General features: G+C 68.4%; 14 protein-coding genes and 1 pseudogene. 8 read left to right on the forward strand and 7 right to left on the reverse strand.

Going from position 1 to position 16,028, the window contains the following annotated elements; genetic code table 11:
• Positions 1-5 precede the first annotated feature (5 nt).
• Positions 6-203, forward strand: coding sequence for a hypothetical protein (locus tag IO30_RS47925; protein ID WP_051859259.1), 198 nt, complete (start codon positions 6-8; stop codon positions 201-203).
• A gap of 743 nt (positions 204-946) precedes the next feature.
• Here IO30_RS47925 and IO30_RS47930 read toward each other — a convergent pair.
• Both IO30_RS47930 and IO30_RS0127355 read right to left on the reverse strand, forming a co-directional pair.
• Entirely contained in the window at positions 947-1,537 is a 591-nt protein-coding gene (locus IO30_RS47930) for a hypothetical protein (RefSeq protein ID WP_342449978.1), read from the reverse strand.
• Positions 1,538-1,809: 272 nt separating this feature from the next.
• A complete protein-coding gene (locus IO30_RS0127355; protein WP_031147159.1) occupies positions 1,810-2,205 on the reverse strand; it encodes a hypothetical protein in 396 nt (131 codons plus the stop codon).
• A 246-nt stretch (positions 2,206-2,451) separates the two neighbouring features.
• On the opposite strand from IO30_RS0127355, the gene IO30_RS47160 reads away from it, so the two are divergent.
• On the forward strand, positions 2,452-2,784 hold the full coding sequence (locus IO30_RS47160; RefSeq protein WP_031147161.1) for an ATP-dependent DNA ligase: 333 nt from the start codon (positions 2,452-2,454) through the stop codon (positions 2,782-2,784).
• On the opposite strand, the gene IO30_RS47165 is transcribed toward IO30_RS47160, so the two are convergent.
• Complete coding sequence (locus tag IO30_RS47165) at positions 2,751-3,014, reverse strand: hypothetical protein (RefSeq protein WP_051859261.1); 264 nt, start codon at positions 3,012-3,014, stop codon at positions 2,751-2,753. The two genes, IO30_RS47160 and IO30_RS47165, sit on opposite strands and share 34 nt — an antisense overlap.
• 252 nt (positions 3,015-3,266) lie before the next feature.
• Here IO30_RS47165 and IO30_RS46080 point away from each other — a divergent pair, with 252 nt between their 5' ends.
• A complete protein-coding gene (locus IO30_RS46080) occupies positions 3,267-3,524 on the forward strand; it encodes a hypothetical protein (RefSeq protein ID WP_167347287.1) in 258 nt (85 codons plus the stop codon).
• Between the two features lie 524 nt (positions 3,525-4,048).
• Complete coding sequence (locus tag IO30_RS42195) at positions 4,049-4,684, forward strand: class I SAM-dependent methyltransferase (RefSeq protein ID WP_051859699.1); 636 nt, start codon at positions 4,049-4,051, stop codon at positions 4,682-4,684.
• 6 nt (positions 4,685-4,690) lie between these two features.
• Here the strand turns inward: IO30_RS42195 and IO30_RS0127375 are convergent, their stop codons facing one another.
• The 4 genes from IO30_RS0127375 to IO30_RS45590 form a co-directional block, all read right to left on the reverse strand.
• On the reverse strand, positions 4,691-5,986 hold the full coding sequence (locus IO30_RS0127375) for a lanthionine synthetase C family protein (protein ID WP_051859698.1): 1,296 nt from the start codon (positions 5,984-5,986) through the stop codon (positions 4,691-4,693).
• Positions 5,987-6,024: 38 nt separating this feature from the next.
• Positions 6,025-9,423 carry a lantibiotic dehydratase gene (locus IO30_RS0127380; RefSeq protein ID WP_031147166.1) on the reverse strand — a complete coding sequence of 1,133 codons (3,399 nt, stop codon included), beginning with the start codon at positions 9,421-9,423 and terminating at the stop codon, positions 6,025-6,027.
• Positions 9,420-10,295, reverse strand: coding sequence for a cupin-like domain-containing protein (locus IO30_RS42200; RefSeq protein WP_078904302.1), 876 nt, complete (start codon positions 10,293-10,295; stop codon positions 9,420-9,422). Before IO30_RS42200 ends, IO30_RS0127380 begins: the two co-directional genes overlap by 4 nt.
• A 225-nt stretch (positions 10,296-10,520) precedes the next feature.
• Complete coding sequence (locus tag IO30_RS45590; RefSeq protein WP_157853376.1) at positions 10,521-10,895, reverse strand: hypothetical protein; 375 nt, start codon at positions 10,893-10,895, stop codon at positions 10,521-10,523.
• Between the two features lie 987 nt (positions 10,896-11,882).
• Between IO30_RS45590 and IO30_RS0127395 the strand changes: the two genes are divergently transcribed.
• From IO30_RS0127395 to IO30_RS45595, 4 genes and pseudogenes are all read left to right on the forward strand, one after another.
• Positions 11,883-12,617: an AAA family ATPase gene (locus IO30_RS0127395; protein WP_078904301.1), complete on the forward strand. Its 735-nt coding sequence runs from the start codon at positions 11,883-11,885 to the stop codon at positions 12,615-12,617.
• A 98-nt stretch (positions 12,618-12,715) separates the two neighbouring features.
• A pseudogene (locus tag IO30_RS40895) lies at positions 12,716-14,293 on the forward strand (Mu transposase C-terminal domain-containing protein).
• Positions 14,290-15,060, forward strand: a complete 771-nt coding sequence (locus IO30_RS0127405) for an AAA family ATPase (RefSeq protein WP_031147175.1) — start codon at positions 14,290-14,292, stop codon at positions 15,058-15,060. The pseudogene IO30_RS40895 and the gene IO30_RS0127405 overlap by 4 nt, the downstream one beginning before the upstream one ends.
• Before the next feature lie 489 nt (positions 15,061-15,549).
• The gene (locus tag IO30_RS45595; protein WP_157853380.1) at positions 15,550-15,876 is read left to right on the forward strand and encodes a hypothetical protein; all 327 of its coding nucleotides are present in this window, start codon (positions 15,550-15,552) and stop codon (positions 15,874-15,876) included.
• Positions 15,877-16,028 lie beyond the last annotated feature (152 nt).

Consider the following 16,028-nt stretch of genomic DNA (forward strand, 5'->3'; position numbering starts at 1 on the left):
CGGCCGTGGCGTACACCGTGGGGCCGGCGATCGAGCGGGCCACCGTATCGGCGATGTCCCTGGCGGCGTTTCCGGGCTGGAATGCGCTGATCAGTACGTCGAGGCCGGGTACGACCGCGGCGATGTCATCGGCGTCGAGGACGTCGACACTCTTCCAGGCGATGTTCTTGCGGTTCTCGTCGATCCGCGGCGTCGCGGGCTGACGGCCCAGCCGTGGAGATCTTTGCCGACGCCGGCTACCAGGGTCTGGGCGCCCAGACCGGCGGCCGCGTGGTGACACCACCGCACCGTAACTTCAAGAAGAACCCGCCGGACTGGTAAGAGGAAATCTACGAGCGCCAGCGCAAGGCGCACTCTTCACGCCGTATCTGCGTCGAGCACGGCATCGCACACCTCAAGAACTGGCGGGCACTCGCCCGCCACCACGGCCGACGCGAGCACATGAGCGACACGATCCAAGCCATCGTAGGACTGCTCTCACACCAGCAGACCGCCACCCGTGGGGTCTATCAGCCACTGTGACTACCGGGCCCAGATGCACCCTTCGACGCGTCACCGCCAACCATGCACGAGCTCGTCAGGAGAGGACCCATTGGGGTGGGCGGCTGGGATCGGTCGGACAGGTGAAGATGTGCAGGTCCCGGTCCCGGCCGAAGCGGAGTCGGGTTGGTTGGGCAACGGACGGGCCGCTCTGTATCGAGGCCTTCCCCTGCAGGGACGGGTCGCGGTCCTCCAGAGGCATCCAGCTGTGCGAGCCGGCGTCCATCTCCTCGCTGCCGGCGGTCAGCAGCAGTCGCATCGGGGTCGAGCAAGAGTTGCAGCCGATGGCCATCGGGCCCGTCGATGCCCAGCTCGGGAAGCCGCCGACCCGCCAGCCGGGCGGGATCGACAGGTCGAACTGGTAGCTGGGGGCCTCGGGGCCGTGTTCCGCTGTTCGGGCGTCGTCTCACGCGTCGATGCGGGCGATCAGAGAGGCAGGCAGGGTGTCGTCCTCCGCCCAGGGATAGGTGTCCACTTCTTCGGGATGCAGGACACACGGCTCGGGCAGTTCGTGCTCCCATCGCAGCATGGGTACTTCGGGCGGAGCGGCGAGGAGCTCCGCGCGTTCGGTTTCTGCGGCCTGTCTCCACCGCAGGTGGTATCGGCGTTCCAGGTACGGACTGTGGTTGAACGGGCAGCGGAGTATCTGTACCAGATCCGCGCCGTCGGGCCCGGCCGCCAGAGCCGGGACGTCCCGGCGGAAGAACTGGGCGAGGCCTAGGAACGGCACCGGGCCGCCTTCCCCGGGCGTTCCGGCGCGCGGCCATGGCTGGCTCCGCGGCCAGACACCCGCGGCCCGCGCGCTGCGGATCTCGTCCGGCTCGTACCCTTTGGTTTCGGGCTGGTGGGGCTCCTGGCAGACCGGCCACGGCTCGTCGGCCGGCCACAGCATGGGCCCGCCGATATGGCTCTCGCGCACGCCAGGTTGCCCGGGCCTGGGGTGCAGTCGGGTGGTGCGGCCCCGACGGGCGGCGAGGTCGGGGAACACAGCTTCCACGGGTACAGGTCTGGGCGGCGTGGTCCTCGTCATGGGCAGACCGTACGCGGACGGGGAAATACCTCGCGAGTGCATTGAGCCCAGTGTGGTTCACAGGCCCCGGAAGCGACGCCAGGGACCGCGTTCTCCTGTACGTGGGCTTCGGACATGATCTGTGCCAGAACCTGAGAACGGACAGCAGCTGTTCACGAGTTCGGAGGGACGAGAGCACACCGAGAATTCGAGCGCTGCTTGAGCTACTGCGTCAGAGTCACACAGACGGCTGGACATGCTCAGTGGCCGCCTGTGTGCCGGCCCATGGGGCGCGGCAGTGGCTGCCGCCAGTCGCCCATCCTCGTGAGCAGAAACTGGCGGGCGAGAGAACGGATGTCGTCCCACGCCGGATCTGCGGCCAGGGCGATGTGCCAGAGGCCGACGCGGCCGGTGCCATCGATCTCGCCGAGGCGACGGCCGACGGCCCGAAGACCGCGTAGATCCGCGGGCTCGAGGGCTCCGCGTTCCGCAAGTCCTTCGGAGACTCGGCAGAGGAGCTCCACCTCTTCAACGACGTCTTTCGTCTCCAGCTCACGCTCGCCCAGCCAGGCAAGTTGATCCGGGGTTTCGGCTGCTAGGAGGGCCATCAAGCGCAGCACCCAGGTGCGCAGGCTCGTATCGCCGAGATGGTTCATACGTGCAGGATTGCATCTGGCTTCCGCACCCGTGTCCGATGGCACGGAGGGGCGGCAAGGGCAGTCGCGGCAAAGCCAGCAGGGGCACCGGGCGACGCATGGTTGTCACCGTGCCGCATACCGGCTGTTCGGCGCTCCTGACGGCTCGGCGGCCCCTCGGATGGATGACCCTCCACGCGCGCACCGGTCCGGGTCTGTCTGGTCCGGCGGACCCTGGAAAGAGGAGAGGACGAGGGAGGTCTGCGGGTGACGCTGAGACTACCGGTTGAGCCGATGCTGGCACAGGCCGTGGAGTCGGTGCCCACGCTCGCGGGCGATCTTGCCTATGGGCAGAAGTTCGACGGACGCCGCGCGCTGTTGTTCACCCCCGCCGAGGCGGGCGGGCCGGTGGTGTTGCAGACCCGCCGCGGGTCGCTAGTCCAGGACCGGTTCCCGGACCTTGTCGCGGCCGCCGGGCAGCTGCCCGGCGGCCTGGTCCTCGACGGCGAGCTGCTGGTTTGGGACACCGAGGCCGGGCAACTGTCCTGGAGTCGTGGACCGACGTATCAGGCGTCGAAGGCCGGGTCATCAAGCCTCTGAACAGCAAATATCTCCCGAACCACCGCGGCTGGAGCAAGGTCCGCCGGCGGCACACCACCGAGGCGATCGTCGGCGCCATCACCGGCACCCTGACCCGCCCGCAGCTCCTCGTCCTCGGCCGCCACGACGACACCGGCCGCCTGCGGGCAGTAGGCCGCACGGTCGCGCTGCGCCCGGACCAGGCCCGCCAGGTCGCCAGGTACCTGACCGCCGCCGACCCCGGCATCCATGGACCGGTGTGCGCTTCGCCGCAGCGTGGGGGTCCCGCGACGTCCTGGACGCGGTCCTGGTCCGCCCGGACCTGGTCGCTGAGATCAGCGCCGACCGGTCCATCGACAGGGGCGGAGTCTCCCGGCACCAGCTCCGGTTCCAGCGGCTGCGCCTGGACGTCACGGCCGAGGACGTGCCCCGGTTCGGCCAGGCCCGGCTGCGGCGGTTGGTTGAACGGCGCACCCTGCTGCCGGTCTCTTCGTTGGCCGGGCATGAAGATCCTGGCTTACTCCACACTCGCTGTCGCGGCCCTGCTCCTGGCCGCCGTTCCAGCCTCAGCCGACGACGCCCCCGGCGCTAACAAGGGCGCCATCGGGCAAGGCAGCTCATCGCTCGGCTTCGGCGCTGACGGCACGGACGGGGACAGCGGCGGCGGTCACGCGTCATCGAACCGCCACCTCGTGAAGACGGGTGACCCGGGGGCCCTCTCCGACCTGGTCAACAACCTGTCGAACCCGCAGCCTGAGTGAACACGCTCTGATCCGACCGACGGCCTCGACCGTCGTCCTGCGGCCCGCCTGAGCGGGCGCCTCCGACGACCCCAGCGCGGGCCGCCACCACCTGGTGGCGGCCCGCGCTGTCGTGTGCCCGGGCCGGTCCCGGTTCCGCCGCAGGGGTGAATCAGAGCCCCCGCGTACGCGTATGCGGCTTAAGCGGTGTGCCCCCAACTCACCCTGAAGTCAGAATTATTGACAGCAAACAGGATCTTTCGGAGATGTTTCCGGCGCAGCCCGATGGTCGGTCCGACTCAGTGTGCGATTGGAGTGCGCTTCATGGGGCGTTCAGGAGCGTCCACATGCCGCAGCCAGGTACGTCCTGACCAGATCGCCCGCGCGCACGCCGACCCCCGCGACCACGTGGTCGCGGGGGTCGGCCGGCCCTCCCAGCCGTTCACGGACGTCGGAGGTCGTGGCCTCGACACGTACGGAAGCGTCCCGACAGCGGATCGGCATGTGAGGTGCGACGCGCCGACGTGTGGTAATGGTCGTCCATCATGGACAGCACAGCCTGGAGCACCCTGGTCCTCGTCGGGAGATCGCTGCCCGCCGTGTGCGGACGCACGGGCGTCGTCCGCGGGCTGCGACTCGCCCTGAGTGAGGTGTGGTTCGACCTGCGACACCACACCGACACCCGGATGGAGCCGCCGCGCCACGAGGGAACGAACCCCCTGGTCTTCGCCGAGGTCGTCGCCCATCTGCCGTCGACCGCGAGGCGCGGACGGTTCCTGGACTTCGGCGCCGGCAAGGGGCGGGCGCTGCTGCTGGCGGCGTCGGACGGTTTCACGGCGGTGACGGGGGTGGAGCGGGAGGGCGACCTGTGCCGGGTCGCGGTCGCCAATGCCGCCCGCCGGCAGCGTCGCTTCCCAGGCGCCACCGTCGAGGTGTGCCACGGGGATGTCCTCGACTTCGCCGTCCCGGACGACGTGAGCGTGGGCTTCTTCTTCAATCCATTCGGTCCCGACGTACTGGAGATCGTCATCGGCCGCATCCTCGACTCGCTCGGCCGGGCACCGCGCCCCTTCCACGTCGTCTATCTCCACCCTCGCCACGCGGAGCTCTTCCTCGGCGCCGGGTTCACGCTGCTCTACGCACAGGGGATGGACGGCCTCATCCTGCGCCACGGCAGATGAACTCCGTCATGACAGCAGAAACAGTCGGTCCCAGATGGGGTCGACATCGGTTGCTGCGGCCAGCAGCACAAGCGCCACGCCCGTCGCGCCGTCCAGAAGCCCGGGACGGTCCACCGGGGTGTTTCCCGGATCCAGCGCGGCGTAGCCCAACGGGCGGTCCGGATCGTAGGCGGCCAGCAGCTGCCCCACGAGCTCGTCGGCCGCATCGAGGAAGAAGGGCAGACGAGTGGCGTGGGCGAAACGCAGGACGACCTGTAGGAGGCCCGCCACGCCGTGGCAGAACGTCGGCGAGTCGATGAAGCGCGAACTGACGGGGCGGCTCAGTACGGCAGACATGGCGTCGATCGCGAAGTTGCGCAGATCAGAGTCATCGAGAGCCGTGCCCGCAAGCCACAGGGCGTGTGCCACTCCCGGAGCTCCATAGCACCAGGCGCTGCGGGCCGGCGCACACCGCCCCGAGGCCGGCGTCCGGCCGTCGTTCGACAAGGGGACGGCGGACGCCCAGTTGATGCCCCAGCCATCGTCGCTCCGGTGCTCCACGAGCCAGTCGGCCAGGTGCCGTACGGTTTGCGACTGGCCCGGTACCTCATGGCCCCCCAGGAGGGCCGAGGCCAGCACGCTCAGTGGTCCTGGGATGCCATGCGCCAGCCCGCAGTTGAGATTGCCGTAGGGATAGGTACGACGTACGGCGTCGCCCACCAGTCGTTCGGGCGGGGTCGCCCAACGCGGTGCGCCCGGTACCGGTGAGGCAAGCCATACCAAGGCGCTCATTACCTCTGGCAGTCTCTCGTGAGGATCACGGGCCAAGAGGCCGGCCGCCACACCACTTGCCCCCGTGACGACGTCGTAGCCCCCGACCGCTGCGACCCCCTGCTCGGAGCGCAGGCGGGCTGCGACGAGCGGCACCTGTGACGACAACTCGGCATCGAGAGCCGCCAGCAGCCGTTGGCGGCCTGATCCCTGCCCGTTCGACAACGACGCCGTGAAACTCAGTCCGCTGAGCCCGCCGAAGAGGCCAGCGGACGAGCCAGCGCGTTCGGCCGCACGGAGGCCCGCGGTCAGCAAGTCGTCGCCGATCGTGTCCCACCCGGATCGGGGAAAGCACTGATCCACGTACGAGCACAGGACTGCGAGCCCGGCGTCACCCTCGGCCACGGAGTATGGCAGCCAGCTGACGCTGTCCGGATGGTGCGCCTGACGACGGGCCGCCGTGAGGGCCTCGGCGACGCGCCGGCGGTCGACGGCCCGCTCCGCGACCTCGCATGCCACCTTCAGCGCAGCCTGCTTGCGTGCGCCGCTCACCGCGCTTGTCCAGGTCGGGGCCGATGCCGATGCGGCTGTCACCGCGCGGCCTCGCTCCCGCGTGCGGCGCGCGACGTGTAGAGCCGATGGAGAAACTCGTAGAGCACGAACTCCTGGGAGCGGGCCGCTGAACGCAGGAGGCGGTTCGCATGCAAATGGAGGTAGTTGCCGGCCAGCTCCGGGAGCGAGGTGGTGACGCGGCCGGCCGCCATGGCTCCCCGCAGATCGCAGGCCACTTCGTGCACCACCGACCACGGGACGCCGACGCCGACCAGTGGGAGGGCGGGTCCCCACGGGGCGGCCGCGCACCGGTCGTCTTCGAACGGGCGGTCAAGCCGCAACAGACTCTCCAGCGCTGCCCGCTCCGAGCGGTATCGCTCACGGATCCCACGGCGGAGAGACCGGTCAGCGCCGATCTCCTCCGCCAAGGCGTCGCGAGCGGCTGCCGTGACCGCGCGACGGTCCGACACGGACATGCCGAGTCCGCGAAGTATGCGGTCCATGTTCACCAGGCAGAGCCGCCAGCGGCCGTCGGGTCCCGCCAAAAGACCGTTCCACGCCCCATCGGCCGCCTCGGTCCCGTGTGTTGCCCACATTTCCATGGTGTCGAGGACCGCTTCACTATCGGCGTGGAACAGACGCTCAGCGATGAGCATGCCGATGGGGCCCCCGTAGCGCACGACTTCCGGCTCGTATGAGTCGAGCTGTAGACGCTGGAGCGTTTCGTCAGCGAGGAAGGGCGCAGCGGTCTCGACCAGGCACGGCAGAACCTCGCGCGTGAGCTTCCTGGGGTCGCCGTGGATGCGCAGACGCAGGTGCCATTCGGGATCGCCGTAACGGATGAAGAACCACTTGTCGGATCCGGCGGCGGCCTGCGCGTGTCTCACTACCGGCCTCACGACCTCCCGCAGGATGTCGTCCGCCCCAGCGGGACCCACGTACAGCTTGGCGTAGAGCCACTCCGATCCCGGAGGATGAGCAGCTAGTTCCGGCGGATGAGCCCGCGCAACGGTCGGTGCTTGCAAGCAGGTGGAGGAACGCCCGGATGCCTGACCGGGTCCACCGTGCGTCTCCGAAACCCTGATGAACGGCACGATCAGATCATGGGTGAATCGCCCTTCCGGTCCCCGGACGACCACCTCGTCCGGTCCGTGGAACACCTCGGTGAAGGTCGCGTCGGCGGCACGGCGGACGAGGTGGTGAACCAGGCTGTCGACACAGAGCACATTGTCGAAGTCGACAGGCAGAAGGCGGTCGCTCTCCGCCAGAGCGACCCGGCGTGGCATGCGGAGGCGTCTGCGTAGGTGTGCCACCGCCTCGAACCGCTCCCTGTCTCCGAGTCCTGCGAGCGGCTCCAGCTCTTCCAGGGGAACGTTCCAGCGGGCTGGAGAGAGCACGAGACGGCCGGACGTCACACGGGGAAGGAACGGCGCCGCCTCCAGCGCTCCGAACGAGAATGCCGGACGCGTCACTCCTTGTCCCTGAAGGGCACAGAGAAACCGGTACAGGCCGAGATTGGTGGGCCCTGCGAAGTTGTGAGCCGAGGTCAGCCTGGGAAGTATCCTGCGGCCGAGACGACGCGAAGCGAGGACCACCTGGTCCTCGGACACACGGACGAACAGGTCCGCCAGCGGGATTCGCCGGGCATGTCCGCTTCCGGAATTGGCGAGGACGGCAATCTCGGCGTGGCGCACGTGGGGCCGGGTCAGGAGGTCACCCACCCGTTCGTCGGGTACGTGCACGACCTCGGCGAACACCGCGTCGGGCTGCAGGGCTTCCTCCGCCCTGACGTGGGCGCGTAGCCGATGCGTCAGATCCTGGTCCTCGTGGCACAGTCGGCCGAGGGGACTCATCGCCGAGGGGCCCGCGACGGCGGTGACGAGCACCCGGTAGGCGCCGGCGGCGACGGCCCGCTCGTCCCGGGCCAGCAGGGTCGCCAGCACGCTGAAAGAGTCCGGGAGAGGCCCGGCTTGCTCCTCGGTCGTCATGCCGAGGGATTGCAGGTCGGCCTCAGCCACTTCACATTCGCCGGCCTCCGAGCGGAGCGCGTCGCTGAATGTGGCCAACAGCGCCGGGGAGAGCTGACGTTCTGCCGTTGGCGCAGCGCTCGTTGCCGTGGCGCCAGCGAACGCTAGGCCTGCCAGAAGGGGCTCGGCGGCGGGTCGCGGGGCTTCGGATGCCGGAAAGCCGATTCCCGTTTCCTCGTCGAGTGCCTCGCAGACCGGAACTTCCCGACTGCCGTATCTCTGCCTGAAGGCATGTGCGAAACGACGGATCTGGCGGTCACGCCCGCCATCGTCCATGCGGTGGAGGAGGTGGGCGCCGCGGAGGATCTCCTCGGTCACGTCTGCACCGAGGACCACAGAGCACGCCGGTTTGATGAGGTCCGTGTGGAAATGATGGACTTGCTGTCCGTTGTTCCTCGGCGGCAGATCGGGGAGAGACGAGGATATCCTCCGATACACGGCGGATTCGGTTCCGAGGGGATGCTTGCCGAGGGCGGCCAGAGCGTCGCGAACGGTGATCAGCCCGTCCGCGACGCCGGTGGTCGGACCAGGATCGGGAAGGTTTTTCAGTTGCCGAACGAACTGGTCGGCGGCGTCCGGCCCACAGACGCTCGGGCCCAGTTCAGGAACCAGGACCTGGTGGTCGATCAGCTGGTCCACGAAATCTCCGGCGTCGTCGTCCGTGATGCCGGAGTCTTCGGCTCTGAGGGCTGCCACGAGTTCGTGACGCCGCGCTCCAGAAGCGGCGTGCTTCAGCAGGGTGAAGAGATGCGCTGAAGGGGCGACGGCGAACAGATGGTGCGTCCGGTATCCATCCTTCATACCCTCGCCGATGTATCGGACCCGTCCGGCCGCCTGGTACAGCGTCGAATTCGGGTGGAAGCGTACGCCGTTACGCACGGACGGGTGATCCCGCAGCGCCTCCGACAGGGCGCTCACGTAGGCATAGCTGATCTGGGTGCGCCGCCGGTAGGACGAGCGAGCTCCCAGGGACAGGCTCGTCACGGTGTCAGGCGAGGCATCCACGCGTCCGGTCGTCCAGCCCGCGAGGAGTCCGAACGGCGTCGGCCGCGCTGCCATCCGGGAGATGTAGCGGTACAGGGCTCGCTCGGTCTTGCGCCCACGTCGACTGTCCGGGTCGCGTAGCCAGGCGTTCACGCTTTCTGCGAGCGAGGGCGAGGCCAGAAAGAGGGCTTCTCTCACTTCGGGGCGGCCACACAGGTCCGCGAGTCGGCTGCGAACCAAGCGGCGGTCGTGGGACAGGGCCCGCTCCGTGGCGTCCGCTTGACCGTCGGCGTCCGGAGCCCTGAGGTCTTCGCCAAGGGCCAGCAGGTCCTCGAGCGGAAGCAGCGGTGTGCGCAGGATGAAGAACTCTGAGGACGTCCAACGGGTGGTCGCGCGCAGTGACGCGGACCCCGGGCCGGCCCTCACCCGCGCGACTCCGTTCGAGCGTGGGTCCGCTGCCGCAGGCCCGCTCGATAACGTCGAAGCAGCAGCGGCCACAATTCGGCACGTGCGGCGGTCTGCATCAAGGGACGTCGCCAGAAGAAGTTCACGTTGACCGCCCACGAGGACATGACGGTCACCTGGTGGTACCAGCCCGCCGGGATGTACAAGGACTCCCCGGGTCGGAGAGTGGAGTGGAAGCCGACTGCCCGACGAGCGCGGGGAAACGCGTTGTAGTCCGGCACGTTCGGGTCGAACCGGCAGTGGGTCACTCGGGGCAGCTTGTATAGCGATCGGGCCTGTGACGGGGGAAATAGGAAGAAGCTCTTTTCCCCGATGACCTGGACGTTGCAATTCGGAGTCACATCGCAGTGCAACCCCGAGGAAGTACCGAGGACTCCGCACCAGAAATTCGTGTCCACGAGCTCTGAACGGAACCAGTCCGGCGCCGGAGCGTCCTGGAGTAGCACAGGAGAAAGCGCAGCGAGCTTCGCGTCGAGATAGTAGGACCGTTCGAACCGACTGTCGCAGACGGCTTTCGTCACGGCACCCGGGTCGAGACCCGGTCGGACGAGATCCTCAAGATCCTCGGCAGTTTCCAGAACCCACTCAAGGTACTGGCCGAACTGGACGCGACCGCCGGGGCCCAGGTGCTGGAATATGTTGCGCGGAGGCCCGTCCGTCTCTCTCACCGCGACATCGCGATGACCGGCCGCCCGCCGGAGGTAATCCGAGTCCCAGTACTTCGTGGCCGGCCAGTGCAGCGCGCAATCCGGCACGATCGCGGGGCGGTCCCGGAGAAGTAATCCCGGACGGAACGCGCCCCTCGGAACTCTGGGAACCGGGTGAAGGTCCATTACAGGGCTACTCTGACGGCTTCGACCCGGTCGGCCTGGTGGTGGCGCCGGGCGGCAGTGCGGTGTCGTCGCAACACCAGAGCGTCCATCCCTGACTGCTGAGAAGCGGGTCGTCGAGATCGCGCAGGGTCTCGCGCTTCAGGTCGAGTGTCCGCCCGCCTGCCTTTTCGTCTCGCGCTCTTCTGGGTTCCATGGTTCCACGGCCTTTCGATCACCCTTGAGGGTTTAGTGGAGGGTGATTTCTCTCACGAGCTTTGCTCCGAGTACACCGCGAAGTTCAGCGGTGCCTGTAGGGTGCTCACCATTCCGAATGCCGGCCTCGATCGCGGCGATTTTCTGACCGTATCCGTCGAGGGATGACATATTCGGAACTTCCACCACGAGCAGTACGTTCCAGTCGTCCGCACCGGAGGGCGGGCCCATCAGAATCCGATAACCAGTGAGCACTCCCTGTCGTTTCGCCTCTTCCATCAAGGGCGTCCAGGTCCCGCGCAAGTGATCGAGATACTTACTCGTCGCGCCGGGCTTAACCTGAATGAACTGGAGAGACCACACCGAACCTTCGGTGTACGGAAGCTTCGGCGTTCCGTTCTCGGTCATGGCACCCTCGTCTCTCAGCTATACCAACGGCTCATGACAAAACGGTCCTTGTCCAGTGTCGCGCCACGTTCTGAGGACCGCAAACGCCCAGGGAGGTGACCCCTTCCGGCGTCAGGTCGGACTGAAATCTGGTGCGGCATCAGGAGAGGAGCCCGAGGGGATGCCTCGACACCGAACGTGTGAATGGGTTGGCTGGTGGCACTGGTCGGGCGTCAGCCGGGTCCGCGTGGTTGTCCCTGGTCTCACCGCGTATTGATGCTGATCTTGGCTGCCACTGAGTGACCAAGGTGCTGCCATGAGGTGGCTAGCACGCTGGTGGCTGGCTGTCATGGGGTTGCCCATTCCTGTGCACGTGGCTTTGGCCGCGGGGTGTGCTGGTGGGTATGGGTGAGGACGGCCGGTTGGCGCGTGGTGTGGTGGTGCGTCGGTTGTTAGCGGTGGATCAGGGGCCGGGGTCGGTGTCGTCGCTGCATGTCCGGGTGATGGCGGGGGCTGCCGGGGTGACGGTGAGGACGGTGTGGAAGTGGCTGGCGGAGGCGCGGGAGGGCCGACTGGAGCCGATGGGTCGGCAGTACGGGTTCGCTCTGGATGACGAGCAGTGGGCGGTCTTGGCCGAGGTCGGCGGGAACGTTGCGGCTTTGCACCGGCGGCTGACGGCTGACGGTTCGCGGTTGCCTGGGAGTGTGCCGTCTCTGGGAACGCTGCATCGTGTGGTGCGCCGGGATTTGCAAGCTGGGCGGGTGTTGGAGGTGGCGAGGCCGTCCCGGAATCGGGCCGAGGCCGGCCGCTATGACCGGGTCCTGGCCGAGTTGAGGTTGCAGCGGGCGGGTGAGGGATTGCCGGTGGTGGACGCGGCCCCGCCGACCCAGCCGGAGCCCGGGACGGGCGAGGACAGCGAGGGGAGCACCGGTCCGTCGCGGGGTGGGGTGCGGTTGTTCGTGCCGGGTGCCCGTGTGGTGTCGACGGCCCCGGTCGCGGAGGTAGTCGATGTGGTGGGGCACACGGTGGCGGCGCGGGGGATTGGGTGTGTGTTCGGGGAGCCGGGGGTGGGGAAAGACGGTGGCGGTGCAGCAGGCGCTGCATCTGCTGCCTGATCGGGTTCCGGTGTGGCGGGCGGTGGTGGGGGTGAAGCCGGGCCTGCCTCAGATGCGAGCGTCGTTGCTGGACGCGCTGGGGCTGGCTGCGGTTTCTCTCTCGCACCGTGCGCAGCCGGCGGACCGTGCCCTGGGGGAGGCGCTGCGCCGTCCCGGGGTGCTGTTCCTCGATGACGCGCAACGCTTGTCCCCGCCACTGTTGGACTACCCGCGTCTGCTGTGGGATGAGCCGGGCACAGCGTCGGCGTTGCTGCTGTGTGGGGCGGGCGCGGAGCGGGTGATCGCGCGGGCGCCGGCGTTGCGGTCGCGGGTGCTGACCTGGCATCAGGTCCCCGGCCTGGAGCAGGAGCGGCTCGCGGAGACGCTGGCGATGTTCCACGACGTGTGGGAAGGCGCCGAGCCGGCGGACGTGGCATGGGCGGACGCGACGGTGGCGCGCGGCAACTTCCGTACCTGGGCGAAGATCACCTCCCACGTCTACGCCCTGTCCAAGCGGGGCCGGAATGTACAGGTGGACCGTGCGCTGATCGAGCAGGCCTGCACCCGGCTCGGCCCCTACCCGTATCGGCTGGCGGCGCGGGATCGGAAGTGGGAGACCAAGGCCGTGCGGCAGGGAGCGGTTCCATGATCAGTTCATCCGGGGCGGGAGAGTCGGCACCGCCCGATGTGCCAAAACCAATGCCCGAGCTCCAGGGCCCGGCGCTCGCGGCGTTGCGCGGGCCTGCCGTGCAGCGTTTGTTGCTGCTGCGGGCCCAGGGACGGCTGTCGCGGAGGCGTGTACGTCTTGCGGGGGAGTGTCTGGGGGTGTCGGAGCGGACGGTGTGGCGGTGGCTCGCGCAGGCCGAAGCCGATCCAGACGCAGGGGCTGTTCCGGGTGCCCGGTCGGTGGACCGGTTCGAGGTGACGCCGGAGGTACGGGTGCTGCTCGCGTACTGGCGGGGGAACGCCTCGGCGGTCCATCGGCAGCTGGTGGCCCGCGCTCGGACGGCGGCCGGTGAGCCGGCCACCGCGGTTCCGGGCGGTGCGCTGGCGGACGCGGTCCCTCTACTGGATCCGGTGCCGTCGCTGTCGACGTTCCTGCGCGCGGTGCGCCGTGACCTGACCGCGGGCGAGCGCGCGGGTCTGGCCCGCGGGCCGGAGGCGGCCCGGGCCCATGATGTGTTCGGGCGCCGCCTGACGGAGTGGCGGAACCGTACCTGAGAGGCCGACCACGTCCAGGCGCCGCTGGTCGTCGACGCGGACGGGGAGCTGGTGCGCCCGTGGGTGACGTGGTTCATCGACGTCGCGACGAAGACCATCACCGGGACCGCGGTCACCCCTGGCCATCCGTCGAGGGCCTCGATCCTCGCGGCCCTGTGCGCCGCGGTGCTGCGCACCGGACCGTACGGGCCCGCAGGCGGCATCCCTGAGCACGTGCGCGTCGACCGCGGCCGGGACTTCCTGTCGAAGACCGTCCTGGCCGCCTTCACCGACCTGAAGACCAACTGCGAGGACCTGCCTGCCTACAGCCCCCATCTGAAGGGCACGGTGGAGAACCTCAACCGGTGCGCGGACCGCATGCTCTTCGCCGTCCTGCCCGGCTACACCCTCACCCCCAAGCCCCGGCCCGGTAAGAAGAAGCCCGATCCCGACGAGCCGCTGCCGCTGACCTTCGCCGAGTTCACCACCGAGGTCCTCGACTGGGCACGGTGGTGGAACACCGCGCACCGCCCAGCTGGCCTGGCCGGCCGGACCCCCCTCGAGGCCTGGCAGGCCGACCCCACGCCCCTCTCGGACATCCCCGAGGCCGCCTTGTGGGGGCTGATGCTGGAGGACGACGGCAGGGTCCGGAAACTGAGCAGCCACGGCGTGCGCTGGCGCGGGCGGGACTACCTCGGCGCATGGATGGCCGGCCAGGCAGGCCGCCAGGTCAGGATCCGGCACATGCCCCACCACGATCACGAGATCGAGGTATGCGACCCGGCCGGCCGCCACCTGGGCACCGCCCACCTCGCCGACGCCGCCACACCGGAACGGCTCGACGAGCTGCGCCGTACCCGCACGGTGCGAGCCCGCCGCCTGCGCGAGGACGCGAAGAAGGCCGAGGCTCTGCGACGGCAGCGCTTCGCCCCGGCCACCACTCCCACGTCCGCGCAGCGCCTGGGAGCCGTGACGGCAGCCGAAGCCGATCAGGAACTCGCCTCGGCATCCGACAGTGACATGGTGGCCTTGGCCCTGCCGGACCTCATCCCGCCCGCCACGCCGCCCGACGACTGGAACACCCCGGCCTCCCTGCGCCCTGCCACACGGGAAGAGGAGCGATGACGAGCCAGCTGCCGCCGCGGGAGACCGATCACTACACCCAGCTCGCGGACGCTGCGGTCGTCACGACCCGTGCGCTCCTGGCAGCCCGGGAGAACATCACCGACATGATCGATGCCAGGGCGATGATGTGCCTCCACGGCCCGGCAGGCGTGGGCAAGACCCTTGCCGCGAACGTCTGCCTGCGTGAGCTTGAGCGGACCCGGGGCGAGGAGGTTTGTCGGATCGCCTTCCGCGCCCGCCCCACCGCCAGAGCGGTGCGCCACGAGCTCTTCACTGCGCTCGGGCTGCCAGGTGAACCGCCGCGTCACCCGTCCGAGTTCGATCGGCTGCTTCTGGACTTGCTGGCAGCCCAGCCTCGTACGCTGGTCGTGGACGAAGCTCAGTGGCTGAATCGAGAGACGTTCGAATATTTCCGGTTCGTCTGGGATCACCCGTACTCGCAGATCGCGATCGTCTTCGCCGGCGGCGAGGGAGCGCACACGGTGTTGCGGAAGGAGCCGATGCTCTCCTCCCGCATCTTCATCTGGCAGCACGTCACCAAGCTCACCCTGGAGGAAGTTCAGCAGGTCATCCCGCTCTACCATCCGATCTGGGCACAGACCGATCCCGTAGACATCGCCTTCGCCGACCGTCACGCGGCGCATGGCAACTTCCGTAACTGGGCCCGGCTAACGGCCCATACCCTGACTGCCCTGGAACGGACAGGACGCGACCATCCGGACCAAGAAGTCCTGCGCTGGGCATTCAGCAGACTGGGATGCTGCTGAGAATCCAGGCCGGGTGCTGCGCAGTTTCGCTGACGGGCTCGACGTGGCAGGGCTGGTGACAGGGCGTTGCGGCTTTGACGGTGACAAGCGATGACGTTCCGGCCGGACAGGCACTGCGGATCCTCACCAGGTGTGGTGCTTAACCTCGGTTCCAGAGTTCATCCGGGTGCAATATTGAGTCACAGACGATGGTGGCCCTGGCTGCTGGCAGTCCTGCGGGGTGTGGTGATCTGGTGGGATCGAGAAGCAACACAAGAATCACCTGGCTGTGGGGGAGGCAAGACGTTGGGTCCGTGGGACGTCAACGAGGACGGGGAGCGTGAGCAGTGGGTGTGGAGCCCGTTGGTTGGTGTGGGGCCGTTGGAGTTCGGTATGAGGCCGGACGAGGTGGCCGAGGCGCTTAGCGGCCTGGAACCCCGTACATGGTCGTGTGCCGGGTATCACGACCGTAGTCCGGTGCCTAGCTGGGAGCGGTACCCCGACCCCGGGGTGGCGCTCTACTACACGGGCGCGGGCCACCTGGCTGCCGTGGCTGTCGATGCTTTGAATGGTCCTCAGGTGGCTCTGGGCGGTACGGGGCTGGTTGGGCGTGTTCCCTCAGAAGCCGAAGACTGGCTGCACACCTATGCCGGGGAGCGTGGGCACACGGATCTGAAGTACGCCGTGGATGGGAATCCCGTCTCAGGCGACCTGGGCCTGTTCATTCGCGTTCAGAGGGCCGGCGATATCGTCCTGACTCGGCCGGTCTTCCTCTTCAAGGGCTGGACCGGAGACATGTGGGACTGCATCCCCGCCGAGGAGTGGCACACCTTCTGACCCACTTCACCCCTAGGACAGTGCAAGCCGTCCCAAGCATCAAGAGCCGCACCCCCGCCCGCATTGCTGCTAGCCGCCCGCGGAGCGGGCTGGTCCTGGAGGCGGAGCCGGAAGGGCCTTGAGGTGGGAGCGGAGCGGACACCTCAACGAGC

Source organism: Streptomyces xanthophaeus (assembly GCF_000725805.1).
Lineage (GTDB): Bacteria > Actinomycetota > Actinomycetes > Streptomycetales > Streptomycetaceae > Streptomyces > Streptomyces xanthophaeus.